This window comes from Nocardia ninae NBRC 108245 (genome assembly GCF_007990755.1).
GTDB lineage: Bacteria > Actinomycetota > Actinomycetes > Mycobacteriales > Mycobacteriaceae > Nocardia > Nocardia ninae.
The window spans coordinates 101,366-127,559 of the sequence record NZ_BJXA01000019.1 but is presented as its reverse complement, the minus strand read 5'-3'; the positions used below and the strand labels follow the sequence as shown (position 1 = coordinate 127,559).

At 63.4% G+C, this 26,194-nt stretch carries 20 protein-coding genes and 1 pseudogene; 6 read left to right on the top strand and 15 right to left on the bottom strand.

What is annotated here, in order from left to right; genetic code table 11:
- From NN4_RS46930 to NN4_RS16550, 9 genes are all read right to left on the bottom strand, one after another.
- A partial coding sequence (locus NN4_RS46930; RefSeq protein ID WP_371865663.1) for a bifunctional DNA primase/polymerase occupies positions 1-173 on the bottom strand: 173 nt, incomplete at its 3' end.
- 88 nt (positions 174-261) lie between these two features.
- Positions 262-2,007, bottom strand: a complete 1,746-nt coding sequence (locus NN4_RS16585) for a ParB/RepB/Spo0J family partition protein (RefSeq protein ID WP_147131696.1) — start codon at positions 2,005-2,007, stop codon at positions 262-264.
- 85 nt (positions 2,008-2,092) lie between these two features.
- Entirely contained in the window at positions 2,093-2,644 is a 552-nt protein-coding gene (locus NN4_RS16580; RefSeq protein ID WP_147131693.1) for a DUF4254 domain-containing protein, read from the bottom strand.
- Positions 2,641-2,859 (bottom strand): hypothetical protein, encoded by a 219-nt coding sequence (locus tag NN4_RS16575; RefSeq protein ID WP_147131690.1) that lies wholly within the window; start codon positions 2,857-2,859, stop codon positions 2,641-2,643. Before NN4_RS16575 ends, NN4_RS16580 begins: the two co-directional genes overlap by 4 nt.
- A gap of 53 nt (positions 2,860-2,912) precedes the next feature.
- A complete protein-coding gene (locus tag NN4_RS16570; RefSeq protein ID WP_147131687.1) occupies positions 2,913-4,148 on the bottom strand; it encodes a hypothetical protein in 1,236 nt (411 codons plus the stop codon).
- A 175-nt stretch (positions 4,149-4,323) separates the two neighbouring features.
- A complete protein-coding gene (locus NN4_RS16565) occupies positions 4,324-4,815 on the bottom strand; it encodes a magnesium chelatase domain-containing protein (protein ID WP_186818476.1) in 492 nt (163 codons plus the stop codon).
- A gap of 51 nt (positions 4,816-4,866) precedes the next feature.
- Positions 4,867-5,829, bottom strand: coding sequence for a DNA-processing protein DprA (gene dprA / locus NN4_RS16560; protein WP_147131680.1), 963 nt, complete (start codon positions 5,827-5,829; stop codon positions 4,867-4,869).
- A gap of 405 nt (positions 5,830-6,234) precedes the next feature.
- Complete coding sequence (locus NN4_RS16555; RefSeq protein ID WP_147131676.1) at positions 6,235-6,543, bottom strand: hypothetical protein; 309 nt, start codon at positions 6,541-6,543, stop codon at positions 6,235-6,237.
- Positions 6,540-7,655 carry a DUF4192 domain-containing protein gene (locus tag NN4_RS16550; protein WP_147131673.1) on the bottom strand — a complete coding sequence of 372 codons (1,116 nt, stop codon included), beginning with the start codon at positions 7,653-7,655 and terminating at the stop codon, positions 6,540-6,542. The genes NN4_RS16555 and NN4_RS16550 overlap by 4 nt, the downstream gene beginning before the upstream one ends.
- Positions 7,656-8,708: 1,053 nt before the next feature.
- Here NN4_RS16550 and NN4_RS46770 point away from each other — a divergent pair.
- Positions 8,709-9,599, top strand: a pseudogene (locus tag NN4_RS46770) (tyrosine-type recombinase/integrase); the annotation flags it as partial.
- Between the two features lie 35 nt (positions 9,600-9,634).
- Here the strand turns inward: NN4_RS46770 and NN4_RS16540 are convergent.
- The 3 genes from NN4_RS16540 to NN4_RS16530 form a co-directional block, all read right to left on the bottom strand.
- Complete coding sequence (locus NN4_RS16540) at positions 9,635-11,560, bottom strand: recombinase family protein (protein ID WP_246180915.1); 1,926 nt, start codon at positions 11,558-11,560, stop codon at positions 9,635-9,637.
- 1,048 nt (positions 11,561-12,608) lie between these two features.
- Entirely contained in the window at positions 12,609-13,187 is a 579-nt protein-coding gene (locus NN4_RS16535; RefSeq protein ID WP_147131665.1) for a hypothetical protein, read from the bottom strand.
- Positions 13,188-13,872: 685 nt separating this feature from the next.
- On the bottom strand, positions 13,873-14,409 hold the full coding sequence (locus NN4_RS16530; RefSeq protein ID WP_147131663.1) for a hypothetical protein: 537 nt from the start codon (positions 14,407-14,409) through the stop codon (positions 13,873-13,875).
- Between the two features lie 540 nt (positions 14,410-14,949).
- On the opposite strand from NN4_RS16530, the gene NN4_RS16525 reads away from it, so the two are divergent.
- The gene (locus NN4_RS16525) at positions 14,950-15,840 is read left to right on the top strand and encodes a glycosyltransferase family 2 protein (protein WP_147131660.1); all 891 of its coding nucleotides are present in this window, start codon (positions 14,950-14,952) and stop codon (positions 15,838-15,840) included.
- A 103-nt stretch (positions 15,841-15,943) separates the two neighbouring features.
- Here NN4_RS16525 and NN4_RS16520 read toward each other — a convergent pair whose 3' ends face one another.
- Together NN4_RS16520 and NN4_RS16515 are read right to left on the bottom strand one after the other, a co-directional pair.
- Positions 15,944-16,837, bottom strand: coding sequence for a phosphotransferase enzyme family protein (locus tag NN4_RS16520; protein WP_246180914.1), 894 nt, complete (start codon positions 16,835-16,837; stop codon positions 15,944-15,946).
- Positions 16,834-18,144, bottom strand: coding sequence for an NsdA family TPR-like regulatory protein (locus NN4_RS16515; RefSeq protein ID WP_246180913.1), 1,311 nt, complete (start codon positions 18,142-18,144; stop codon positions 16,834-16,836). The genes NN4_RS16520 and NN4_RS16515 overlap by 4 nt, the downstream gene beginning before the upstream one ends.
- On the opposite strand from NN4_RS16515, the gene NN4_RS16510 reads away from it, so the two are divergent.
- From NN4_RS16510 to NN4_RS16495, 4 genes are read left to right on the top strand one after another with little or no spacing between them, the layout of a single operon-like run.
- The gene (locus NN4_RS16510; RefSeq protein WP_308633326.1) at positions 18,127-19,416 is read left to right on the top strand and encodes a Gfo/Idh/MocA family protein; all 1,290 of its coding nucleotides are present in this window, start codon (positions 18,127-18,129) and stop codon (positions 19,414-19,416) included. The two genes, NN4_RS16515 and NN4_RS16510, sit on opposite strands and share 18 nt — an antisense overlap.
- Entirely contained in the window at positions 19,413-20,666 is a 1,254-nt protein-coding gene (locus NN4_RS16505) for a DegT/DnrJ/EryC1/StrS family aminotransferase (RefSeq protein ID WP_147131654.1), read from the top strand. The genes NN4_RS16510 and NN4_RS16505 overlap by 4 nt, the downstream gene beginning before the upstream one ends.
- A 6-nt stretch (positions 20,667-20,672) precedes the next feature.
- Entirely contained in the window at positions 20,673-21,113 is a 441-nt protein-coding gene (locus NN4_RS16500; RefSeq protein WP_147131651.1) for an NUDIX hydrolase, read from the top strand.
- A 47-nt stretch (positions 21,114-21,160) separates the two neighbouring features.
- On the top strand, positions 21,161-21,469 hold the full coding sequence (locus tag NN4_RS16495) for a hypothetical protein (RefSeq protein ID WP_147131649.1): 309 nt from the start codon (positions 21,161-21,163) through the stop codon (positions 21,467-21,469).
- On the opposite strand, the gene mobF is transcribed toward NN4_RS16495, so the two are convergent.
- The gene (gene mobF, locus NN4_RS16490; RefSeq protein ID WP_246180911.1) at positions 21,408-26,174 is read right to left on the bottom strand and encodes a MobF family relaxase; all 4,767 of its coding nucleotides are present in this window, start codon (positions 26,172-26,174) and stop codon (positions 21,408-21,410) included. The two genes, NN4_RS16495 and mobF, sit on opposite strands and share 62 nt — an antisense overlap.
- Positions 26,175-26,194: the final 20 nt, after the last annotated feature.

Below are 26,194 nucleotides of genomic sequence, written 5' to 3'. Positions count from 1 at the left end.
CGTCTGGGTTTGGTATTCCACCACTGACGGATCTGGTCGGGGTCGGTGGTGGCATGGCCCTGCCACGAGCCTTGGAGGGCCGGAGTTTTGGCGTTGGGGCGCAGCGGGAAGACATGCCAGCCGCGGGCGGCGGCCTGCAGGGCAGCCTCACGCAACGGGTTGGCCGCGGGCACGGGATCCTCCTTTGGGAATTGGGTGGAATGTGATGCAGCGGCGCGCGCCGTGGGTGGGTGCGCGCCGCTGCATGTGTGGAGGGGTGGTTCAGATTTCGATGGTGTCGGGGCCGCGGTCACCGACGGCGACTTGTTCGATCGGGGTGAGGGTGTGGCCGATCTCGGCGAGGAATCGCAGGTAGCGCTGGGCTCGTGGGTCGTTGTAGCGCCAGGCCTTCTTGCCGGTGCGTTGTTCGTGCGCGGCGAGTACCAGTGCCAGGAGCACGACGCGGCAGCGCGGCGGTCGAGCGTTGTCCAGACTGCTCAGCAACTCCGATCGCCACCCTTGGACGCCTAGGAGCTCCATCGCCAGGACCATGGCGTCGTGGCTGTCGAGCAGGCCGGGCTCGATGATCACCGACTTGAGGACAAACGAGGACGCCTGTTGCGGCGGGTCGTTGTTGCGCGACAGCAGCTTCTGCAGGAACTCGCGCCGTGCTTCCATCGCGGCCTTGCCGAGTTTGTCGAGCTCAGTTGCGCGATGCTCGGCGAGCTCGTGTTGGCGCCGTTGTTCCTCGGCACGGGCGCGTGCTTCGGCACGTTCTTGGGCAGCCGCGGCTGCGCGCTCTGTGGCGTCGGGATCGGGTCCGACGTGTGGGTCCGCGATCGGGTCGAAATCAGTTCCCTCATCACTGTCGGGGACGGTGTCATCGGGTTCGGGGGTGTCGATGAATTCGTGCAGGCCGGTGGCGTCGAGTTGGTCGATGGGCAGGTAGTAGATGGCGTCCCACAGGTCGTGTTGTTCGACCTCGCGTGCGTGGCGCATTCCGTCGGCCGGTGTCGCATCGGGATAGCGTTCGGTGGCCCAGTCCACCGTGTCGGGGTCCACCGGCTCGCCGGTTTCGCGGTCTAGGGTCGCGACATCTTCCAGAAGGTCGCAATAGACCGCCCACCGCTGGGGCTCGGCCTGAATCCGAGCCAAGCTGACGGGCTGATCGTCGGTGGTGAACAACTGGCTGGCGGGAATGAACTTCGAATCCGCACGATCGGGATCGGGGTCCTCGGTGAGGATGGTGAATCCAGCTGCGGCATAGGGCAGTGACGCCTGCAAGAGTTTGCGGCGTTCCTCGAGACGGTTGGCGATGCGGCGCGCTTCGTAGGCGAACATGCCGCGTGGGGTGTTGAGCAGATGCTGCACCGCCTCGGTGTCGCCGACGACGTCGTACTCGGCGAGGATGGCGGCTTGCTCGAAGTCGAGCTGGTGCTCATCGACCGTGCGTCGGGCGGTTTCGGACTGGCCGACCTTCCCGGCGAGTTTGACCTCCTCGCGATCGGTTTGCAGCTCCCGCGCGACCCGGGTGACCGAGGCACCGAAGTCGAGCATCTGAGCGATCCCTGCGGCACGATCACCATCGGTGAGAGGGATACGGCGATCATTGACCGTGATCTGATCGCTGATGCGCGTGATCTCGGCCTCAGGGGTTCCAGGGGCAACGGCGGTGGTGATCCATACCGGTATCCGCGTCAGCCCGAGTGTCAGCGCGATCAGGGTCCGCAGTTGGCCGTCGCGGACCTCGATAGTGCCGTCGGGCATCCGCTCTGCCTTGATCGGCAACAACACGCCGCGCTCGCCGATCGACGCCGTGTATTTGGGATGGTCATCGAGGTTGAACGTGAGCCGGACGTTCTCGGCTATCACGAGGTCGTTCGGATCCATGAACCCCGCTTCGACAGCGGGGGCGGGCACGGTCGAATCGGTGATGTCGGACGGTGTGGCCACCGGCTGGGCTTCGGGTGGAAGGTCGGTGTTGTCGCCGGGGTCGGTGCCCTTTGGTGTGTCGATGGTGGTGGTCATTGTTCGGTGCTCCTATCGTGAAAGAGGTAGGCACCGGGCAGTTACGACCTGTCCGGTGCCTACCTCGGTGGGGTGGTGGGGATGTTCAGATGGCGCGGCTGATGGCGAAACGTGGTTGGCGTCGTCGTCCGGTGACGAGGTCGGCAACCAATTGGTCGTAGCCGAGCGCGAGGTCGGCCAGTGCGGTGTCGAGCTCGCGGACTCCGCTGTGGCTATCGCCAGCGACTGCGAGGACGTTGTGGGTGATGGCGAGGCAGACGAGCCGGTCGATGACCATGGCCAGTGGTTCGGTGTGCACCTTCACCCGTCGACGCTGGCGATGGGAAAGCCGGTGACGAAGGTGACGATCGAGCCCGACCAGCAACGCTTGGTGAGTGAACTCTGAATCGTCTGCCGCGACTGCGGCATCAGGCGGTAAACCCGGATAGTCGGCGTAGTGGCTGTGCCAGCCGATGGCAGCCAAATCCCGTATCAGACGCAATATTTCGGGATCACTGTCGGTGACAGTGCTGAGCGCGTGGGAGCTGAGGGTGATCACCTGGGCTGCGCTGGGCAGTGCCGCCCCGAGGATCCGTCGCCGTGCGCGCCGTCGACGTGCACGTTGCTCGCGAGCGAGCAGGCGCGGGTGGCGGTTCATCGCCGGGCCTTGGGGCGGGTGGCGACGTTGACCGGCTGCACACGCAGCAGGTGGTCCTCGTCGCCGACGGGGAGGTAGGACCAGAATTTGCCCTTCCAGTCCGGATGTTGCTTGCGCCACCGGGCCAGTTCCGCCTCATCGAGTACGGATGTGGGTCCGGCGTCACCGAAGTGGGCTCGGCGGTCGAAGTCCTCGCGGGTGATGGTGTCGGTCATCGGTGTTACCTCCTGTGTGGTGATGGTTGAAAAATGTTGGTCCGTAATGGTTTTCAGACCAGGCTCATGGCGTGTAGGGCGAGATCGTCGAGGGTGTCGGCGCGGTCGGGGTCGGGCACGGTTTGGCTGTAGCTGGTGACGGAGTTGGCGATCCCGGCGGCGGTGAGTTGGCCGCCGGCGATGAAGTGCGACAGGATGCCGGTGCGTTCGGTCTCGGTGAACCCCAACTTCTTGGCCAGGACCTCGATTGTCTTGTCCGGCTGGGTGACCGGGGTTCCGGCTTGGGCTTCGAGTTCGTCGACGCGGGCGTTGAGGAAGTCCTGGGACAGCCATTCGCTGACCTTGTCGCGGGTCTTGGCGGTGATGACCGCGAGCTCTTTGCGGTAGGTGTCCTGCGACCACGTCACGGTGCCGGTGTCGAGCTTTTCGCCGATGTGGTTCTTGCGGTAGGCGAGCAGCGGCAGCGTCATTCCGTTGCGGCAGACCTGGATCACCAGCTCTGGTTTCAAGGTGATGGCGTGGTGGCCGGTTTCGGAGTTGGAGAACCGGAACCCAGCGACAACGACCGGCTCGTCGCCGAGGTCATGACCCATGCCTGCACGGGCGGCGATCGGTCGCCACCGATCCAAATCATCGGCCACCCGTTGGCGTTCGGCTTCGAGGTCGGGATTGGTGAACGGGCTGCGGTAGTTGGCCAAAAAGTGCGGCGCCAACGCGGAGACTTGCGGTGAGTACACCTTGCAGTGCATCGAGGACTCGCTCAGATCACACGAGCGGATCGTGACATCGACATCGACCTGGCGGATACCGTCCATCACTGCGGTGAGCAGGTCGAGGTTGTCGACGATGCCGTAGCGCGTCGACAACAACGCCCGCAGCACACCAGGGCGGTTCGGGTTCCCGGACGTGAACAGCCGCAACAGAAACGACTTGTCCTCAGGATCGGGTGCGACATCAGCGCCGTGCGGGCCGTGCAGCAGACCGTTGACGTTGCTGTCGTAGAGATCGAGCCGTTTTTCCTCCCGCAGCCAACGCAGGAACCCCACCGGGATTTTGAGTTTGGTCCCGACCTGGGACTCGGCCGCCACCGTCGGTCGATAGAGCCCGGCCACATCGGTGACACCGCGGTCATCGATGACCGGTGGCACACCGGACAGTTCGAACATGCCGTCGCGGGCCCGTATCGACGCCGCTGGTGCGACGACATCGACCTTGTTGGCTTGCTGTTGTTGCAGCAGCGCGATCATGTCGCCGAAGTCGGCATGACGAACAAACAGGGGATTGGACATAGGAAACCTTTCCAGGAGAAGGATGTGACAGAGATTCAGACGTCACGAATGCGTTGAAAGGCAGCTGATTCGCTTGCAGGACAACCGAATTCCGGTCATATGTTCTTCGATCAGCGAAAGCTCGGGGATCACCGCGGCCTGGCTCACTGCGATCGAGGAAGACCGAAATGCGGCTCTACAAGTCCCATTGATGGGTGCCTGCGCACGGCAGTGCGTGTGTGCCGCGCAGCCAGGCAAGCACTGCACTGAGCGTCGGTGCGCCGAGAACCGTGACTCCGGTCGACGCGCCGAACTCAGGCAGCTGAATGTGCGGGACGACGGCGTAGGTGATTCCCAGTGGCGCCCCGGCATCCAACGCCGCCCAGGTCCCCTGCACCGAACGCAGCGAACCATCCAGACCCAGCTCAGCGACAAACATGATCCTGGCCAGCGGAACTGAACGAAATTCCCCGGACACCGCCAGGATCGACACCGCCGCAGCCAGATCCGCGATCCCGGCAGGCTCTGAGACATCGGCGATCGACAGACGTACCGAGGACTGAGGCCAAAGCTCGCCGCTGTTGAGCAACGCAGCCCGTACCCGATCCCGGCACTCCGGAGCCAAATCCGTGTGCCCGATGCCTGCAGGCGAGGTGTTATCGAGTGAGGCTGTTACTGGGAACGGCACCGCCACCTGACCTGCCAACTGCCAACGTGACCGACCACGCAACCGCCCGGCTCATCGAACACCTCCCTCAGCAGCCAAAGGTCCACCGTTTCTGGCCCCTGGGCTCGGGGTTGGCGAGAGGGCCACCGCGTCGAGGACGTCCTCGACGCATGTCGCCAGACGGGCACGGCCGTCAGCGATCATGCGATGACAGCCCGCCGATGCCGCTGAAGTGACCGGTCCCGGCACCGCCAATGCCGGACGCTGCAGCTGATTGGCCCACCTGACGGTGTTGGTGGTGCCGCTGCGCAGCCCGGCTTCGGTGGCGATCACTGCGGCCGAGAGCCCGGCGGTGAGCCGGTTGCGTGCCAGGAACTGTTGCGGATGTGGTGTTGCCGCGAGGGGGTATTCGCTCAGAACCAGCCCCGACTCGGCGATCTGGGCAAGCAGCCGCGCATGACCGAGCGGATAGGCCAGATCGACCCCGCACGCGAGCACCGCGATAGTCGCGGAACCAGCAGCGAGCGCGGCACGATGAGCAATGCCGTCGATACCGAACGCGGCACCCGAGACAATGGTCCAACCCCGCACAGCCAACTCGGTGGTGAGTTCGCGGGTGACGCGATCACCGTAGTAGGTGCTCGCCCGCGCCCCGATGACCGCCATCGCCTGACCGGTCGCCGCACGCAACGACAGCGGACCACGAGCCCACAACGCCACCGGCGCAACGAACTCCGCATCATCGCAGCCAGTATCGAACGCGCGCAGAAGATCGGTCGGCCACTCGTCATCGTCGGGAGTGATCAGACGGCCACCGAGACGATCCAAGCGTTCAAGATCCCGCGCTGTGGCATCAAAGCTGCTGCCACGCTCGAGAACCCGACGGTCGATGGCGATCGGCACATCACCTGCCGCCACCGCGGCAGCGGCCTGCTCCACACTCACCTCGGCGATCAGCCTCAGCAGGGGACGGCATGGACCCCACGCCGCCCGCGACAACAGCGCCCAAGCCCGCCGCCGCGTATCGGCGCTCATCGCCACGCTCTATCGCACAACGAGAGCCAGGTTTGATAACGCTGCCTGACACGGAAACAGACGCCGAACCTGCCCCGGTCTCGACGACGACCCATAGACCGGCGGCGGCGGACCGTATGTGTCAGTCCGACTCGGCTACTCACCGAAAAGTTAATGGATAAAAGGTGATTCATGACGTGGCTCCTAACGTAGGTCAACCGCGAGGGGGTGCGAACCTGGGTGGCTGGCGTGGACGGGCGAGCGTGTTCGCTGCTGTGGGCCGGTGGGGCGGTGGGCGCACTCAACAGACACCGGCGGCCCAGTAGCGGGGGCAAGCGGAGCTTGACCCCGCGGCCGCCGGTGTAGAGTGCGCCCGCCCGCCGCCCCACCGGTCCGTCAGCGACAACCGCCGGTATAGATCGCGAATTACCCTGGAGCCGAGCCACTTTCGGAAAGTCTCTGTGGATTCGGAGATGCCGGGGCGAGGTCGCCCGGAGAGGCGCCGACGTCGAGGCCGGCTTGCCAGTTACTCCACGCACTCTCGATCGACGGGCGTGAACGATGTGATGCGACCAAGACCGAGTAGGCGCGTCCGAAATCAATGGCGTCGCCGGAGCCGATGCCAGTGGTGTCGCAATACCCGCGCGCGTAGCCGATGGCTTCGAAACACATCACGTGGGCTTGGCGATCTTTGATCGCTTGCAACCACTGCTCCTCGGTCGGGATGCGGCTCATGAGGAGGCGTCCGGCAATTCGATCTCGATTCCGAGTCCCCGTACTATCTCGGCGCCAGATCGGCCGAGTCGACGCATACTGACCGGATCCAGGCCCATTTCCAGCGCCGCTTCGAGCAGGACCGCCAAGTGGTGATACGGGTCAGCATCCAGTGCCGTCTGCAGGGCGATCCCAGCAAGGGGACCGTTCCCGCGAACGTAGGCACTGTAGGCCAGCAGCGTCGCGGCCTCGGCGCGTTCAGGACTAGGCAGGGTGCGGGTCAGATGTGACCACAATGATTCAGCCGAGCGCGCGTAGATGCTCAGCGCGGTAGCAAGCAATCCATTTCGGACACGGCGATCAGCTAACGCGGCGGCGACTTGCGCGGTTTGAGAAACCGTTGGCAGGCAACCGGAATCGAAGGCTGCGATGAGCCCGAGGGCACGCTCGAGCTCTCGGCGGGTGGCGCCGTCGGGATCCCCGCCACGTCGCCTCGCGGCGTAGCGGCGTCGGATCGTGGACCGCGCCGAAGGCAACAACCGGTCGACTTGTTCCATTGTTTGCTGGTCCGGTTCCACCAGCGAAACGAGCTCGGAGCGTGAAGCGAAAATCGGTTCACCCTTAGCGGTCACGGCGACTGTGACTGTCGAGGCCGTCGGATCCGGGAGCAACCCATGATCAGGGTGTCCGAGCAGGGTCGACCACGGTTGGTCCGACTCGATCGCCGCTGTCACCCAAGCCCCGACCAGACCGATCCCGGCATCAACGAGACGGTGGTCCAGGGCAGTGATCAGTGCGGCGTGTGCTCCGCCATCAGCATCACCTCGCGGCGAAGCGGGGAGAGTGACACGGTCATCGACAATGACCGCCAAGACCTCGGTGGAGTCAACAAAAGCGCAGATCCTCGCGATAGCGCCAGCGAAGTGTTCGACGGGATCACCGACGAGATCATCAGGCTGATCGAGGTCGAAGCGTAAGACCGCGAACACGCTCGCCGTATCGGCAGGCGGATGACACGCCGAGCCCTTCAACACCGCGACGAGGAGAGACCGTTCAGGAACAAAGCCGAGCATCGCGGGAAGTGCGGCGATGAAATCGCCGGGATCATCGAGAATGGCACGGAAGGAGGACACAGGAAACTCCTTTGCTGAGAACAGGATTGGAGCGACTGAACCGAATCGGACGGTTCGCTCGCCGCCCGCCGACGGCGAGCGATCAACCCACTCCCAGACCTCGCTACGAGTCGTTGGGCGGTGGGCGCACTCCAACTACGCCGGCGGCGCGCCCACGGGCGTCAAGGCGCACGCTCTTCGCGCCTTGACCCCGTCGCCACCGGCGTAGAGTGCGCCCGCCCGCCGCCCAACGACTCAGTGCGAAACTCATTTAGGAGGGTTCCGTTGGGCGCTTACTGCTAGCGCGAGAAATATGGTTGCTCGAATGTTGCGTAAAAAGAAACGGCGAATTATGATGGAAACCCCTCGATCCTCAGGGAATTCCCGGTAACCGCACAGCGGAATCGGATGACTGCCGCATCACTCGGCGTACCTGGTGCCTGTACACCTCAAAGGCCCCCAAGGATAGCGAGCGTTAAATCTCGGCCTGCCGAGTCCTGACGGACTGGGCGTTCTTTGCTATCCCTGCGGCAACTGAGCGCCGATAGGCCACCGCCAGCCTGACACGCCGACCGATACACCCACAGGAAGGTCGTGCGTCTTACCAAGTAGCACATGACAAGGGGGCCGCGCGATGAACCTCGGTTTCGATGATCTGTTTGTATCGGCGGCTCGACCATCGAGCTCTGCTGGCTTCCCATTCCTGTTACCGCCATCTTTGGGGATCACCCCGATCGGCGAACTTCATTGTTCGACGGCGACCGTTGACGGGCACGGGCGTCTGTCCGATCGGTCCGCAATTAAGGTCATTGGGTGGGGGCCGGGTCAATGTGTGTCTATTGAGGTAGATGAGTGTTTTGTGGTGGTCACACCCGCTCGCGCCAGTCGATGGGCCGTACGTTCGGATGGCTATCTCCGCCTGCCGGCCGCGGTTCGACACAGCTGCAACCTCAGTACCGGTGATCGGGTTTTGATCGCCGCCGCCTCTGCTCACGATCGTCTACTCGTATATCCGACGTCGGTGGTGGCTGCGGCACTGTGGGCCTACCGACCCGTGATCTGGCGACGGGCGTCATGAAGACAGATGACGTCAGCGCTGCACTGCAACTGATCTCGCGACTGGGCCTGACTGTCGAAGATCTTGCTGGTGGTCTGGTGGTGGGGACGCCGATTCCTACATTTCGCGATTTCATCACTCGTTTGCGCGCTGCCTTGCCGGTAACCACCGTGCGGAACTACGGGACGTACTGGCGGATCATCGAAGATAACTGGGGAGAAAGACTTCTCGATGAGCCGACCGCCACCGAGATCGATCAGATGGTGAAAGAACACAGGTGTTGCGCAGTCGTTCGGGCGAACTCCCGGGGTGGTCGCGGCGCAGCGGCGAACATGGTCTCGGCGTTTCGGTGTCTGTATCGTCACGCCGAGCGTGACGGCCTGATTCACCCCTCGGAGAATCCCGCGAGCAAGGTCGACCGGCCGCGCCCGCTTCCTAGTCCACGACACGCACTGACGTTTGAGCAAGTGCAAGATATCGGTCGCGTGGCATCAACCACGGGAAACGACGGGGAGCTCGATGCGCTCATCGTGAGGCTTCACATCGAGACTGCATGTCGCCGAGGCGGCGTCCTAGCGCTCACGCTCAACGACCTGGATCGTGAGGACTGCCTTGTCCAGCTCCGCGAGAAAGGCGAGACAACCAGGTGGCAGCCTGTGTCACCGCTGCTGATGAGCAAACTCATCGAGCATGTCGACAAACGCGGAGGCGAGCACACCCAGCAGGTGCTGCGTTATCGCGATGGGCGACCGGTAGGTCGACGGCGCTACGACTATCTCACTGAGAGAATCCGCGAGCACCTTCCTTGGGCGGCGAAGCTACAAGTCAGTGCTCACTGGATCCGGCATACCACGCTCACATTCGTAGAGCGGGAGTTCGGCATCGCGATTGCCCGAGCCTTCGCCGGACATACCGACAAGGCTGGTAACGGTGCGATCTTCACCTACACGCGCGCTGGTCTGATCGAAGTTGCCGAAGCGTTGACTGCCCTCACCGGGCAACCCCATCCGCTCGCCAGGACTGTCCGGGATCCACTCGCTCCGAGGGCTCTGGACTTGAGGCGATAGGAGGCGGTAGCCTTCCGTGCTATGAGCACGCAACTGATGCGAGCTCGCCCCAATTTGCGTGTCAGAATCCCCCTCCGGACACACGTGTTAACCACCGGGATACCGGCACTGACCACAGCAAGCTGTTGGCGGTGCCGGTATTTTATTTCTACGTGCAGGGCTTCGTAGAGTGCGGCTTGATCTTCAGGTGCACCGGCTGACAGCACTGCTTTGATGTCGCCGAGTGAGTCGATGAGCTTGTCGAGTTCGCTGACGGTCATCTGTCTGATGGTGGGGATCGTGTCCAATTCGGCTTGGGCTATTGCTCTTTCGGCTTGCGCTTGGTTCATCGGTTCGATGAGTGCTTGGACGTCGACGCCGGCTTCGATCGCGGTCTGATAGCGCCGGAGTTTCGTTTCGGCGGCGTTGAGTCGCTGGCGAACGAGCTGGCGTTGGAGTTCACCGTCGGTGTCGGCCTGGGCGGCGATCAAGGTTGCGATGGTCTCGGCGCGATGGCGTCGATCGAAGACGGACGCGATCCAGTTATTTACCGGCACGATGAGTCGTGACTCGGCGAGGTTCACCGTTTTGGGGTGGCTTTCGAGTGCTGGGCTGCTGGGCGCGAGAGTGCTTGCCCTGCATCGGTACCAGACGGAGTTGTCCTTGATTCCGCCTTCCATCTTCCGATCGCAGTCGCCGCAACGGATTCGGCTGCGGAATCGATACAGTTGGCGGCCGGTAACCCTGGTGCGTTCGAGTTTGGCGCGTCGCTGGAGGCCACCGCCTCCGCGTGGCCGGCGTGCGAGTTGGACTTGGGTGTAGGTCTCGACGCTGATGATCGCGGGATGGGCGGGTTTGCGCGAGCGGATCACGCGGCCGTTGCTCGACCTGCGGAACCGGACGACTTTGCCTGCTGCTACGTCGTCGCGGTCGAGCAATTCTTCGTGCTTGGTCCAGCGGCCGAAGAAGGCGTATCCGGTGTAGCGCGGGTTCTCCAGGATCGCGCGCACTGTGCTGGCCTGCCAGCCATCGCCCGATCGATGGCGGTTTTGGTGAGGGGTGTGCGCTGACGGGCACAGAATGCCGTCGCGGTTCAGCCCGACGGCAATGGCTCGATCGCCTCGGCCCGTCATGTACTCGGCGAAGATCCGTCGCACGATCCGGGCTGCGAACTCGTCGATGGCGAGAATTCGAAGCTTGAGCCCTTGGGCTGCTCGTCCTGGGTTGGGGTGAGGCGGACCGTCGATCACGACATACCCGTACGGTGCCCTGCCGCCTTGGTGCCGTCCTTCGTTGGCGACCTGGGCGTCCATGGCAGCTCGTGTGCGTTTCTGAACGTGCTGCCGTTCTGATTCGCTCATCCCGCCGAGCATGCTCATGAGCATGTTGTGCGACGGATTCTGCGGGTCGTATCGGCCGCCGAGCTCGGGGACCCAGAGGTCGACTCCGTAGGACTCGAGCCGTGGCGCGATCATGCTGAACTGCGCGCCGAACCAGCAGCGCGTGCCTTCGCCGACGACGATGCCGGACCAGCCGCGGTTCGGGTTGCGCAAAGCGGCGAGGAGCCGAGCAGCTTCGGTTCGGCGATCCCATGGGACAGACCGGGATTGGCCGATGTCGAAATAGGACTCGACGATCGTCCCGACGGTGAATCGTTCGGCGTTGTTGTACTGCCAGGCGTAGCTGCTCTCTGGATCCTGGTTGTCTTCGGTGGAGCAGCGTCCGTAGAACGCGAGCTGCTGACTTACGTCCGACTCCGGGCTGGCGACTTCGATGCCGAGCAGTTCATCGAGTACTGCCCATTCGTCGGTGTCGCTCGGCATCGATTCCTCCTTGGCAGGCTGCTGGTTTTGAGGGATAGTGCTGCTAGTGGAGCGTTGAGTTCATGATTGCGCTCGGGGATCGCTGGCGATCACCTACGACGACGGCGATGCGCTGCATCGCGGGCGGACACAGGGTCCGGCTGCGCGGGATCCGCACGATCAGTCGAGGTTATCCGACGTCGAGCAGCTGGTCGAGTACCAGCATTCGATGGTGGCTCGACGTTCTCGACCGCGCGAGTTGGTGGCCGGGAAGGGTGTCGGGAATCTGTTGCACGTTGGCGGACAACGGGTTTGGGACCCTCGTTGGAAGGCAGCATTCGCTGTCTATCGATGCCAGGGGCTGTGTTCAACGCATTAGGTCCGCCATCTCCTGCGGGCTCGTGGTGTCTGTCCGCATGGCGCAGGAGGATTCGCAGAAGCGCCCTTGCGGCGGTCGGGTCCAGCGCAGGCGGGCCATCTGGACAGGCGACGTCGATCTTGCGCGGCGGCCTGCCTCGATTGGAACTATCACGGACGGAGCGATCGCGACGAGTCATCGTGAGCCCAGATCAAAAGTGGGCTGATGTGCACGGAATCTGCAATCGCGGACGTAGCGATTCGCGGAAGCGATCACTAACCGGGGGAGAGGCGGTTGGCGTAGAGGCATGGCGGGGTTACTCCTCACCCGTCCACCGATTCTCCCTCCACCATGAAACCCGATCTTCAGCATTCGCGCTACAGCTGGAGGCGCACACCCCCCCGTCCCTAGACCTCGTGAAGCCAGGGCGTCAAGCATCGGTTGAAACACGACATCGCACGTACGCAGGTTGCTGCCGAATCTCGCCATTGAGGATCAAGGGGCGGCGCTGCGCGCCGCCCAGCGATGCTGCCACGCGGCACCGCGCAGCACGGCCGGCCTCCGCAAACTCCGGCAGGCCGTGACGCGTTGGGCGGGTCGGCACCGCTCTGGCGACATGACAGGACGCCGGCCTCTGTTCTCTGGTCGCTTCTTCAACGACCGAGGCAGTGCTGGGCACGACGTGAGCCGTACCCGACCTACCTCCCGGACTCAATCCTCGGCCACCCCGGTGCCAGCAGAGTCGACTGGCCGTGGCCGTCTGACGGGCGGGGGATTCTTGTGCCTCTCCCGCCAAGCTCGGACCTCGTCGTCGTCGCTCGTCACAGCCGCCAGGATCGCCGCAATAAGCTCGGACGCCTTCTGCAAGTACTCCTCGAAGGCAGCCGATTCCGCTTCGCTCGTCTGTTCACTTAGCTTCACGTAGGCATCTGCAGCCTCCAGATACCTGGCCTGCGCGGCAGCAACATTGCCCAGCTCAAGCATCCAGATGGAGATCGCGACCGTAGCAAGCTCCGATTCGGCCTCCAGGTAGCCGGTCCTCCAGTCAGGCACAGGTTCCCCTGCGCCGGAAGCTTCCTCGAGAGAGGCCCGACGGATGTTGCTCAAGTCGATGACAGCACGGGAGGTCCGCTGAACACTGGCGTTCAGACGCGTCAGCACTTCACTCACCTGCTCACGTCGAATGCTTTGCTGTCGCAGTTCCTCGGACTTCGCGAACTGCTCGGCCTGAACCGCGAGTTGCTTCTCCAGGTTGCTCGCGTTCGCTTTTACCTGCTTATGCACACTCAACCAAGCTATAGCAGCGGCCACAAGCGCCACACCAGCCGCGATCAGTGTCGCGACTGGTTGACTGGGCCAACTGGGATCGACTGGCCCTAGCTTGTCGACTACATCCTGAGGCAGCTCGATCCGCACAGTCGTCGGTGATGTCGGTGGCGCAGTCGGCGGCAGCTGGGCAAGCAGCCTCGGCATTGCGAACCTTCCCTTACGTCGGTCAACTCCCAAAACCGTCGACCAAACCGTAGCCGAACGCATCCGAACTACTGCGCGACCTTCGGCCGCGTGGCCCTGCCGTGTGTTGGCCTGCATTGTGTTCCCGCGCCCCTCCAGCCTCAAGAGCGCCGATGGCGTCCCTTCGGTATGGGCTTCGCCCACTCTTGACCCCGGAGCCTCTACGCGAGAAGGGCAGGCCCTATAGGGCAGGCGGTAGCCAGCCCGCGTCCGGTGCAACCCACCACCCAGCAGGGCCAGCCGTGGTCCGGATACGACGAAGCGGCGGATCAGCCCACCCGATCCGCCGTGCAACCTACGTGCGATTACGGCCGGTGAAACCCGGTCACTCCCGGCCCGATCCGGTCATCACCACCGAGCACGGCCAACGAGCCACACGAGCCCTGACCAGGGCATAACTCCGCCAATGATGGTCGGGGTGACAGGATTTTAACCTGCGACCCTCCGCTCCCAAAGCTGGTACTCAGCGCCCGATCCATGCGATTCTGGCAGCTACCTTCGCGCGATCCATCTCAGCCGCAAGATCGACCATCCGCTTCGCCAACTTTTCCACATCCGTGACAGCTACTTCGCGTTCCTCAAATCCTTTGCGATAGCGACTTCGCGCCACATGAAAAACTCGGTCGTCCGAAGGGAGGTTGCGCAAGCGAGGCTTGCAGTTCTCGGAGTAGCACTTGGTGTCCCAGTCCCCGTGAACGAGGAAGTTCCGCTGCGCCGCAATTGCCTGGACCTCGGCAAGCGCATTTTCTATCCGGTCGGAGTTCTCATCTGGCCATCGCCTTGAGTACCTCAACTCGCCAAGGATCGCCCTACCGGAGGCAACAAGCCAGTCGACAGATTGCCCTTCAAAAACGATCCACCCGCCCTGGTCCTCACCTGCCAACCAACACACGAGATAGCGCAGGCGCCATTCCATTCGGCTACTGGCGACGAGCATCTTGCCGAGGGCAGGATACAGCTCATCGAAGCTCGCCGCTCCACCGTCCCGAGTATCAGCCATGAGGACAAGATGCCTCACGAAGTGCTACGGCTGCACCCAAATTAGTGCAGATCCGCGACCACACCCAATCGATCGGACGCGCATTCAAACTTGACCGGCCTCGATGGAACGGGACCACACGCTGCGCCCGATCCTGAACAATCGCCATGTCGGTGTCGATCGGTGAACATGCGGAAATACACCTTGAGCTGCGAAAACAGGGACCGAGCCGCTCGGGGAGTCAAGCTCACCATCACTGCCGTGCTACTCGAATCACTCCCGCATTTGTCCCGCAGTTCGCGATGGATTCCGCCGTAACCAGCGGGATACTCTGGGAAACCTCATAGACGCTAAATCGGTTGCGCTGGAGACGATTTCAGCATCAAAGGGAAGGTCCGGGAATCACCCTCCCTAGAACAGAAGGTTCGGGATTCGAATCTCTTAGGTGGGCGTCCAGAGAGAAGATGCTCCCTGGGCCTCTGTGCCAGCAGGGTGTCACAACAAGCGCCGGGGCGATGGCCCAGTCTTCGCCAAAGTACGACACCTGATAGGTTCGCGCGCATGTCTCGCCGCGACGACAAGACCGTCGGCCTCATTCTGGTGACGTACCAAAGCGCTGAAGATCTGCCGCCGTTCTTGGAATCGCTACCGGCTGCGGTGGATCCGCTCGCGCTCGACGTGGTCGGCGTCGACAACGTCTCCTCTGATCGGAGCGTCGAGCTTGTCGAGGAATTCGGCGGCCGGGTGATCCGCAACAGCGAGAACGTGGGACTTGCCGCAGCCATTAATCAGGGTGCCGCGGCCACCAACGCCGGATGGATCTTGGTCGCTAATCCGGATACGAGGCTGGCGCCTGGGTCGATAGCTTCGCTCGTCGAGACAGCGATGACCGACGACCGAATCGGCATGATCGGGCCGAGGGTGGTCCGGCTCGATGGGACGCCGTACCCGACCGGGCGCAGGTTCCCGTCGCTGGCGGTCGGGATCGTGCACGCACTGCTCGGCGGAGTATGGCCAGGGAATTCCGCGACCCGTAGGTATTTCGGCGAACCCGTCACCACGGTCAGCGATGTCGACTGGATCTCGGGCTGTTGTATGTTGTTCCGCCGCAGCGCATTCGATTCGATCGGCGGGTTCGACGCGCGGTATTTCCTGTACTTCGAGGAGACCAAAGTGGCGCTGGACATGCACCGCGCCGGCTGGCGAGTGGTGCTGGACCCGAGCGTCGAGATCCGCCACCGTGAAGGCGGCAGCATGAGGTTTGCGCCGTTCCGCAAGGTTCGCAGCCACCACCGCAGTGCGCTGCGGTTCTACTGCGACTACCACCGGCGCTCTCCATGGCTGGTGTTCGCGCCGGTGGTAGCAGGTGGGCTAGTGGTGCGCGGTGCGATATCGGTACTGCGAACCGCGATTACTCAACGCTCGGTTGCTGGGCAAACGCCTGCCGGATAGTCAGAGTCCCGACGAGGATCACCGTAAATAGCTTGTGCAGCATGCGGTTCCTGTTTGCGAGCGGCCATGGACTTCCCGGCCTGTGTCCTTGTGGCAGGCGTTATTACAACGCCTCCCATCGCCATGGCCGCGGAACCTGCCCGCGTAGACACGCGATCCGGTGCTTCGCTTGTCGAGCTGCATTGCCGTTGTCCGCCGATTGGGCGACGGCAAACGCGACCCATCGCAGCTCTTGTATGTCGGCTAAGATTCGGAATCCAGGCCACTCGGTGACGTCACGGCCGCCGTAAGCCTCAACAAAAGACAGATAGTTGTCGTAGGGCACACGGCTGAAATCGGTGTAGTCCACACCTAGCTGAATGAGGTCCCACTCGGGTCGGCCGATCGACATCTTGTCGAGGTCGAGCACTGTCGGGATGCCTGAGGGCGGCACTACCAGGTTGCCTTGCCACGCATCGCCGTGAATTACGCAGGGAGCGAGGGGGTTTGGCAACGTCTCGTATTGGGCGCGTAGTCGTGAGTAGTGCTGGAGTAGCCACGTTCTATCGTCCTGGTCGAGCATGACTGCGGTGTCGATGCGTTCCTCGAGTCCGGTGAAGGGGTCGTAGGCGGGAAGTTCGAATTCGGTCGGCGGCGACAGAGCGTGCAGCATCCGCAGCATTGCGCCCAGTTCGCTTGGTGTCGATGGGCGGTGGTCAGGGATCAAACGCCACCATGTGACGGGACGGTCGGCGACGATGACAGGTTGCGTCAGCGAGGTTTCGGCCTCGACCGTTGGAATGCCAGAAGCGTTGAGCCAGTGGGAAATCCGGAGTTCGCGTTGGGCGTCATCGATGCTGGCTGGTTGTCCGATCCGGGCGACGATGTCATCGGCCAATCGGTAGATTGCGTGTGAGCCGTCGCGAATGAGTTCGGCACCACGCAGATCGACACCACTGACTTCCGCAGCTTTGGCCAGCACCTCGTCGGCCGAGGTGCGCGAGCCGGGCGACCTCATTGATCCGAACCTGTTGGTGCGCTGTTGGCGATGGCATACCGCAGTTCTGCGACTTCGGTCATCCGTCGCCGAGGTGCGGCGGCCGCTGCCAGGGTGCGGAGTTCGTTCTGGATGCGTTGTGAGCGAAAGGCGGTGGCTTGCTGGGTAGCTTCTAGGCCGATGGCGGCGGCTTCCCTCGGGTCATCCAATTGCATTGTCAGTGTGGCTAATCGAGTAAGCGAGAAGGTCCGCGACCGCGGATATTGTGTTCCTTGTAGCGCAACGGCTTCGCGAATCCTCGGTGCTGCCAGGTCGATACGCCGCCGTGCTTTCGCGACAGGAATCAATGCCTTCCCGGTGCTGCCGAGGTGTTCGGCGGTGTCGTAGTAGCACAGCCACGGGGCGTCGGTGGCCGGCGTGCGGTCAGCGAAATGCTCGTCAGACGTGGCGACTTCAGTTAGTGCCTCTTGGGTCCGCCCTGCTACGGCCAGGAATTGACCACGCAGTGCGCTGAGCATCGCGCGGGCGGTGGCGGACAGTCGATCTGAGCGGACCTGAGCGAGTTCGATCAACGACAGTGCACCGTCGGTGTTCCCGATGTAGGCCATCTTTCGGGCCATATCCGCCAAGGTGCTGGCGCGTAGTTCCCATGATCCGGCGTTGTCGGCACACCACAGCGCTAGTCGGAACCTGCGTTCGGCTACCGGGTAGTCGCCGATGTCGAAGGCGGCGTAACCGGCGACGCTGCTGAGGTTCCCGATTGCTTCGAGCAGCGCACGCCGGGTCGGCGGTGCGGAATGCCCGTCGAGCAGCCGGACGAACCGGGTGAGGTGTGCGCCTGCGGCAAGGCTGGCCGAGCCGCCACCATGCAGATTCTCGGCCTGGGCAGCCGCTCGCGTGGCGGTCTGCACCTGCTCCACTTCCGTCCGGCCAACCCGGCTGACTGGCTTGTCGTCTGTTGTATTCAGCCCGAGATAGATGGTGGGGCCGACGCCAGGATCGAACGGGCTGAACAAATTGACCGCCAGCGTGTCATCGGGAGACTCGGTGGCCTCCCGTCGTTGACGGCAGGGGAGGAAACCGAGTTCGCTGTCGGTTGCGCCGAGAACGGCGCGGAACGCTTCGCGGTAGCGCTCGTTCGGCCATCGGACGACGCCGCGCTCGTAGCGGGCGATGGTGCGGGCATCGAGGTCGCAGCGCTGCTGGTGTGTCCGCCACAGGTAGTGGTTGGCCGCTTCCGCCAGTTCGGCGCGGCCCATCGCACGCCCAGATTCGACGCGTGACGGTGTCGCCTCGCGTCGCCGTTGCAGATGCACGTTTGGTGGCATGTGCCCCTCGCCGAGTATCGGTCTGGCTCAGTTTATCCAGCCGCGCTCACACGACGCGGAAGGACGGCTTTCTGCCCCGTAACTTGCCCTCTTCCCGGGCCTCGTCAGCCCCGAGGCTGGAAGCTGACCATCACGAGCACCGCCTCACCAATCTGGGGGATTCAAATGAGATCGTGCGAATCGCTTCGAGCCACCATCGGCAGTGCGATAGCGCCCTGTGCCAGTAGACCGGAGGTCGAACTATCCTGGCGCACAAGCAGACTCGCTGCCCGGTGCCGATCGGTGCTACGAGCTGGCGTCGTTGGTCTCGGCCGCCAGGCAGTGGATGACCATCTGCCGGGGTTGCTCGCTTCCAGTACGGCTGAGCTTGTCGCCGTCTGTGATGAGAATCCGGGGATCGTGGCCGAACAGAGGCAGCGGTATCAGGTGTCGGGCTACACCGATTTCCGGGAGATGTTGAACGTCGAGCAGCTCGACTTTGTCATCGTCTGCGTGCCGCACGATGTCGGGCGAAGTGTGATCGAGGCCGCCGCGGAACATCGGGTTCACGTGCTCAAGGAGAAGCCGTTCGCCACCGGTTTGGTCGAGGCCGTTGAGCTGGCTGACCTGTGTGAACAGTCCGGCATCCAGTTGATGGTCACGCTGCAGCGCCGGTTCAACCCCATCTACGGCAGCTTTACCCAGCTCGCTGATCAGATCGGGACGCCGTTTCTGGTGGACGCTCGCTACACCGTGTACGTGGAAGACCCTTCCGATGGCTGGCGTGGCGTCACGGCCAAGGCTGGAGGCGGCTGCGTCATCGATATGGGCTACCACCTGATCGACCTGATTTTGTGGTACTTCGGCCTACCGGACAGCATCACAGCCCACCTATCGATCGGTGCTCGGCCGGATCGTAGCTATGACGCCGAAGACACTGCGCTCATTCATTTCTCCTATGACACGGGCATGTACGGCTCGCTGCTGTTATCGCGTTTCGTCGGCCCCAAGGCCGAGGAAATCCGGCTGATCGGTTCAGACGGCATCGTTCACCTGGAGCGTGGTTGCATTCGCCGGCTGACCAACGGCGGTGAGGTCATCGAGTCGCTTCGGCGCGAGCAAGCCTGGCCATCAGCTGCGGCGTGTCAGATCGACTACTTCCGCCGCGTCATCGATGGCACCCGACCGAACCTCAGCAGTCCTACAGACAACCTGGCCCATATGGCTTTCGTCGCGGCCTGCTACGAGGCCGCACGTACCCGCAGTTCCATCAACCCAAAGGAGTTACTGTGACTTCTTCCTTGGCCCTTCTCGGCGGCACACCAGTCATCAATGAAGCGGCACCACACTTTTCGTGGCCTCCACTGTCTGACGCCACCGCCAGCGTGGTCCTCGACCAACTGCATGATGGCATCTCCATCTACAACCGATCCGGCGTCATCGCTGAGTTAGAAGACGCCCTACAGAGCTACTTCGGCGTGCAGTATGCCGTCCTCACCAGCTCGGGCACCGCCGCCCTGTACTCGATGTACGCCGCGTGCGGGATCGGGCCGGGTGACGAAGTCATCGTGCCTGCCTACACCTTCTTCGCCACGGCAACCCCGCTGCTGCATCTCGGTGCGACACCGGTGTTGGCAGACTGCGACGCCAGGGGCAATCTCGATCCGCACGACGTTTCACGGCGGATTACCGACCGCACCAAAGCCATTGTGGTGACGCACATGTGGGGCATGCCAGCCCAAGTTCAAAGCCTGAAACAGCTCGCCGAGTCCTACGGCCTGCAATTGCTCGAAGACGCATCCCACGCTCACGGGGCAAGCGTCGACGGCAAGAAAGTCGGTACCTTCGGACGCGCAGCCGCCTTCAGCATGAATGGACCCAAGCCGTTGTCCGCGGGCGAAGGTGGCTTCGTGCTGACCGATGACGCCGAGGTGTATCACCGAGTCCTGCTGCACGGGCAATACAACAAGCGCTGCCGCAGCGAGATCCCCTCCGACAGCGCACTGCACCGCTACGCCGTCACCGGCACGGGCCTCAAACTCCGCATCCATCCATTGGCCGCAGCGATTGCCCTGGAACAACTTTCACACCTGGATGACTATGTCGATGGACGTCAGCGTATCGCCGGATACATCACCGACAAACTCCGCGAGTTGCCTGGCCTGACGCCGCCGCAGGCCGAACCAGGTGTTCGATCGTCCTGGTACGGGCTCGCCATGCAATACGACGCCGGCGCCTTCGATGAGGTGCCGGTCGAACGTTTCCATGCGGCACTGCTGGCCGAAGGCTGCACCGAGGTCGATCGTCCAGGTTCCACCTGTCCGCTGAACCTGCTGCCGCTGTTTCAGGAGCCAGGACCGTTGTTCCCGGCGTTCACCGGCAAACTGGCCTACGCGCCCGGCGATTACACGCGTGCCGAGCAGCTCCACCACGCCACGCTCAAACTGCCTGTCTGGCACAGGGAACAAGACCTGGCAATCGTTGATCGCTATATCGAAGGCATCCGCAAAGTCACCGAGCACCACACCGAGTTGAAAGGATAAAGATTGATGATCGAAACCACGCTGCTGGAGGCGCTGGCCAGCGACGCCGAACGCGACCAGGTGCAACAGCTCGTCGTCGGCGCGGTCGTCGCGCACGACGGCAAAGTCTTGTTGCTGCAACGACCGGCAGACGATTTTATGGGCGGTATCTGGGAACTGCCCAGCGGAAAGGTCGATCCGGGTGAAACCCTCGACCAAGCCCTCATCCGGGAAGTGAAGGAGGAAACCGGACTCGACATCGCAGGCATCCGAAAGTACTTGGGCGAGTTCGACTATCAATCGGGCAGCGGCAAGAAAAGCAGGCAGTTCAACTTCACCGTCGATGTGATCGATCCCGAGCCGGTCGAGCTGACCGAACACGACGCTTACACCTGGACCAGCTTGTCCGAAGATCCGCCGGTCACCGACGCCGTGAGAGAAGTACTGCACAGGCATCGGGCGATCTGATTAATCAGCGGGGAAATCTGACATCGGCCGCCACGAAAGGGAGAGAGATGCCCGACAGCAAGCTCACGGTGGATCGGATCAGGGAGCGGCTCGAACGCGAACGACGCGTCGCCCGTGATGTTGGATGCCCGACTAGCGAACTGCCCGTCGTCGACTACCTACATGCGCCGGTGTGGTTGTGCAGCGCAGATCCGGGGCCGATGACCACCGTGCAGGCGTATAAGGCGATGCAGGTGCACCTCGAATGTTCGGTGGATCGATGCCGGGTGCGCCGACGTGCCCGCAACACGTTGGTCAACAACGGTCGGATGGTTCTCGACGAACGAGCGGAGGGTGTGCCCGATGTCGAAGCCTGATTGCGCGTGTGGTCCATGGATCAAGTTGTCGCATTGCGGGGTTGGAGCATTCGATCCGACGACGGAGGCCTTGGTATCGGTCGCCTGCCCCTCCCGGTTCTGTTCGGGATTGGTTCGGTTGGTCGACGGAAAGATCACCGTCCATGACGGGTTGATTCCGGGAACTTGTCCCTGGATCGGTACTCGGGTGGTCGATGACCGCGCCGACTTTCCACCTGAGCAGGTCACGATGGTTAGAAACCGGCAGCGATGAAAGCTCTCGATCAGGCCGTCCCTGCCCGGCCCAGGGGGTCAAAAGCTCTAGGTCGATGTCGGGTTGGCCGGCAATCAAATCGTCATCGATATCGAATGTGTTGTCTTCGTCGGTGCTCAAACCAAATTGCAACCGTCGCTCGATGGTTCGTTGCGCCTCGGAGAGAGTGGCGCGGCGCTGTTGCTCTGTGCGTAGGTCATCGATCTGCCGCTCGTAGTCGGCGACGAGTGCTGATGTGTCGGCGGCGGGAGCGAATCCACTCCATGCTGCGCCGCCGTGGAAGGAGTCGTCGTTGCCGGTGATGGTGTTCTGGAGTTCGGAAGCTGGGCCGTAGACGATTTCGTCGGTGTCTGCCAGGGCGATACGCAGTTCTAGGTCTGTGATGTGTTGTCGGACTCGGGCGTCGGTGAGAACGATCAATGGGTTCTGTGCGACCTGCTCGGCTGGCGTGATGGTGGTGTCATGGGGCGTTTGGGTCGCAGACGAGGCGTCGCTGGTGTGCTCGCCGTTGTGTGTATCGAGGGCTGAGGGGTCAATCTCCAGCCGGGACCACAGTGCGGCGGCGGGCATCTCATCGGGTAGCGGCCGGGTGCGGGCGGCGTCGGCGAGACGGGTTTCGATGTCGATTCCAGTGTGGTGAGCGGTCTCGATCTCGGCGGCGATGGTGGGCCACCACGGGTCGGTTACGACTCGTGGCGCGATCGGCTGCACGACAGGTGCCCATTTGTTAGCGGAAAGGTGCGCGTCGCCGAGCGCGTCGGCGACGCGAATATCGAGCAGTTGTTGGTGTTCTCGTTCGAGTGTTGCGTGTCGTGGCGGCCCGGTGGGGTGCAGGGCGCGGTCGTCGATATGCAGCGAGGCGCGCCACACAGCGAGGTCTTGGACGAGTCGTCGATCGGTGCCGAGAAGGGGACGCGCCCATGGTGGCGCGGATGCGGGTGTCCACGTTGCGGCGTCGGTTCGGATCTGGTGGGCGAGGTCGGTGATGATGCGGGCGCGGGCGGCGAGTTGGGTGGTGTCGTGTTCGGCGTCGAGGCCGTGGGGGATTCCGGCGGCCCACGGGAGGGGTCCGTGTCCGGTCGAGTGGGCGCCGGTGGGGTCCAGGCGCCAGTCGAGCACGGCGGCGGCATCGTCGGCGGTGTCGAGTTCGCGTGCGTTCTTGGCGGTGTGCAAGACAGCGATCGGGTCGCGTCCGGACAGCGCGATGATGGCGAGATGCTGGCGCAGGATCGGGTAGGCAGGGCAGTCGGTGAGGTGCGCGAGCATCGTCTCAGCGTCGGCGTCGAGACGCTCCAGTCCTATGGGACCGAGCGCGTTTTCGGCGGCGAGGCCGATCGAGTCGAGGTAGATGTCGAGTGCGCGGCCGATGCGCCGGTGCGGGTCGAGTGTGTCTCGCAGTGTGGTGTGTGCTGATTTTTGCGCGCCATCGCGGGCGAAGATGCGCAACAGAATCTCTACGGCGGTGCGTGGATTGGCCGCGGGTTCGGACCAGAACGAGCCTTCCGACCCGTCGAGCGCGGTTGGGACGTAGACGTGGTTGGCGAAGATTCCGCGGGTGAGTGCGACGTAAAGTTGTGGCAGTGATTCAGCTCCGGTGAGTGCGACGTGGCAGGTTTCGGCGGTGATTCCTTGTGCGGAATCGATGGTCGTCGCGTACCCGAGGCGCACGTGTTCGCTGACATAGTCGGCGGGTAGCCGCACCCTGTGGCCTGGTTTTCGGCCGGGGATTCGGCGGATGGCGGTGAGACTGCCGTCGTCATGGACTGCGGTGACGGTCCAGGTATAGCCGTTGCGGACCCAGTCCCGTTCGCCGAGACGCAGTCGCGGATCGTTGCGGCGAGTGCGGATGACGTCACCGGCCGACGCCATCAGGCCATCGCAGAGCACCGATTGCTCGCCCACCGGGCTGCCAACACGGGCGAGGCGATCGGCGCGAGCGCGCGCGTTGAGTTCGGTCACCACGTCATGGGTGGCGGCCAGCATAATGGTGTCGCGGCCTGCGAGATGATCGGCGGTCCATGCGATGAACGCGTCGTCGTGGACGGCGCCTTGGTGTCCGGCGTGGATGCGGCCGTTGTCCAGGTACCAGCCCAGCGCAGTCGGATCGCCTTCGCGCAGCTGCAAACTTGCGGTCGCTTCGCCGGTGGAGTGGAACCGGACGACGTGGGTCAGGGTCTGTGTGGCGTCGGGAGCTGTGGCGGCCATGTCGATGTCGGCGCCGCCGGCCTCGATCGATGCGAGCTGGTTGGGGTCGCCGATGCAGCGGATCGTCGCGCCGCGATCGATCAGATACCGCAGCATGCGGAGGCGTTTGAGGGTGCCGATTTTGGTGTGCTCGTCGATGATCACCAACGTGTCGGGGCCGATATCGAGGACCCATTGCGGCAGTGACGGCGGAGATCCGCGGTCGAGATGCGGGTTGTCCGGTGCGGGTGTGTGCCGGTGCAGGACGTCGAGGAGCTTGTCGACGGTCTCGACTCGGTGGTGGATCGACTCACTCAGGACCGCTGCCGCTGCTGCGGTGGGGGCGAGCCCGAGGACTTGACCGCCGCTGGCGTTCCACGCGTCGGCGAGCACGGCCATCGCTGTGGTCTTGCCCGAACCCGCTGGCGCGTTGGTCGTTCGGAGTCGTAGATTCGACGCGGCGAAGCCTTCGATCACGCTGATCTGCCCGGCATTGAGCGGCTGATCAGGGTGGGTGGCGTTGTAGTCATCGACCGCGGCGGCGACGGTTTCGACGGGGAGCTGGCGGGCTCCGGGTTGGATCGACAGGTCGATCAGCTGCTGCTCGACCGACAGGGTGTGCGCTGAGGTGTAGACCTGGCTGTCCGCCGAGGTATAGACGCTGGTGCCGTCTTTGCGCTGCAACACGATCGGGACCGTGCGGAGTTCGGGCTCGTCGGTCAGATCCGGGTCCTGTTGGGCGACAGCTGTGCTGGGGGAGATGGTCTCGGCGAGTACTGCCTCGGCGAGGCGTTCCCAGTCCTCGCTGCGGACCTTTCCGCGGAGTTGGCGTTCGATTTCGGCACGAAGGTTGGTGGTCCGCCAGGTTGCGCGGTGTTCCGATACGACCTCGATGACGTGTTCGGCGGTGCGGGTTATCCACTGCTTGGTGATTTGCGGGCGGGGCGCGCGGTGCGGATTCAGCGTCGAGCTCACCATGCGTGACAGTGCTTCTCGGCCTCCGAGTAGGTGGATGGCTTCGGTGCGCCAGGTGCTGCGCTGCTCGGCCAATGACCGCAGGAGGTGCTTGGCGGGGCGGGTGTCGAGGGTGGCCCGCTCGGCTAGGTCGAACATTTCTCCTGGTGTGGGTTCGCGCCCGTGCCGGGTTTGAAACTGCGCGGCAAGCTCGCCGATGCGGGTGGTGATGGCGGAGTCGCGGCGCGACCAGGCGGCGACCAATCGTGTTGATATGCGGACGATTTCCCGAATCTGACGCTTGGACGGGTCCTGATCGGGACGCTCAGCGAACTCCACGCCGACCATTCGCTCGAGGTGATGCTCGAGGCGGGTGTTGTAGATCTCCGAGACCGTCACCAGTGCGCGGTAGATTGCGGTCCCGTCGAGGGTGCGCCACTTGCCGTCCAGCGTGCGCACGCGGTTCGCGATGAGCACGTGGGTGTGCAGGTCCGGATCACCTGCGCGGCTGTCGCGGTGGGAAAAGACGGCCGCGACTATGCCTTCCACGTCGACCTGTCGAATCCCGTTGCGGCCCAATCTCGTGAAGGTCGCGTGCCGCTCGAGCCATCGCAGTGCGTCGGTGATGGCGGCATGGTGTGCGGACTCGATCTGCTCGGACACCGCGCGCGGTGCGACCGCCCACAGCACTGACACGGACTTGACCGGTGAAAAGGTGATGTCGAAACCGGCCACCGCGGTGGAGGGCGGGCGCGAGTTCTTGGCCACCCATCCCGACAATTCGCGGGCATCAACCGGTGGCCGGTCGTAGATTTCGGTGAACATCTCGAACGCGACATCGGTTCGAATCTGTGCCCGCTCCGCATCAGAAATAGCATCGTCGACAGGTAAATCGCGCGCGATATTGTGCTGCTCGAACGCGCTTCTGCACCGTTTCCGGAACTCGGAACCCTCGGCAAAAAGCCGGAACGGATGCCCCAAACGACTCGCCTTGTCAGCGGCTCGGGTGGCGTCCTTAACCTTCGCGCCGAGTCGCATCTGCTCGTCGTAGACGCGGTCTTCGATCACCTCGGCGTTCGGATGGCGACCCAGTCCGAACAGGGAGTTCATCTGTTCTTCGGTGACTCGGTCACCTGTGCGGATGCCTAAGCTTGCCAGGCCGGAGCCATGCCAGCGACCGTGCGCTTCCCCTTGTGCGGAGTAGTAGGCGGCGAGGCTGGAACGGCCTCGGGCGGTGACATCGTTCGCGGCGACATTGCGGAGATAATATTGATACCCATTGCCTGCCACGACTTTATGGATCGTCGCGGTCATACCTTCAGGAAGCGCCTCGG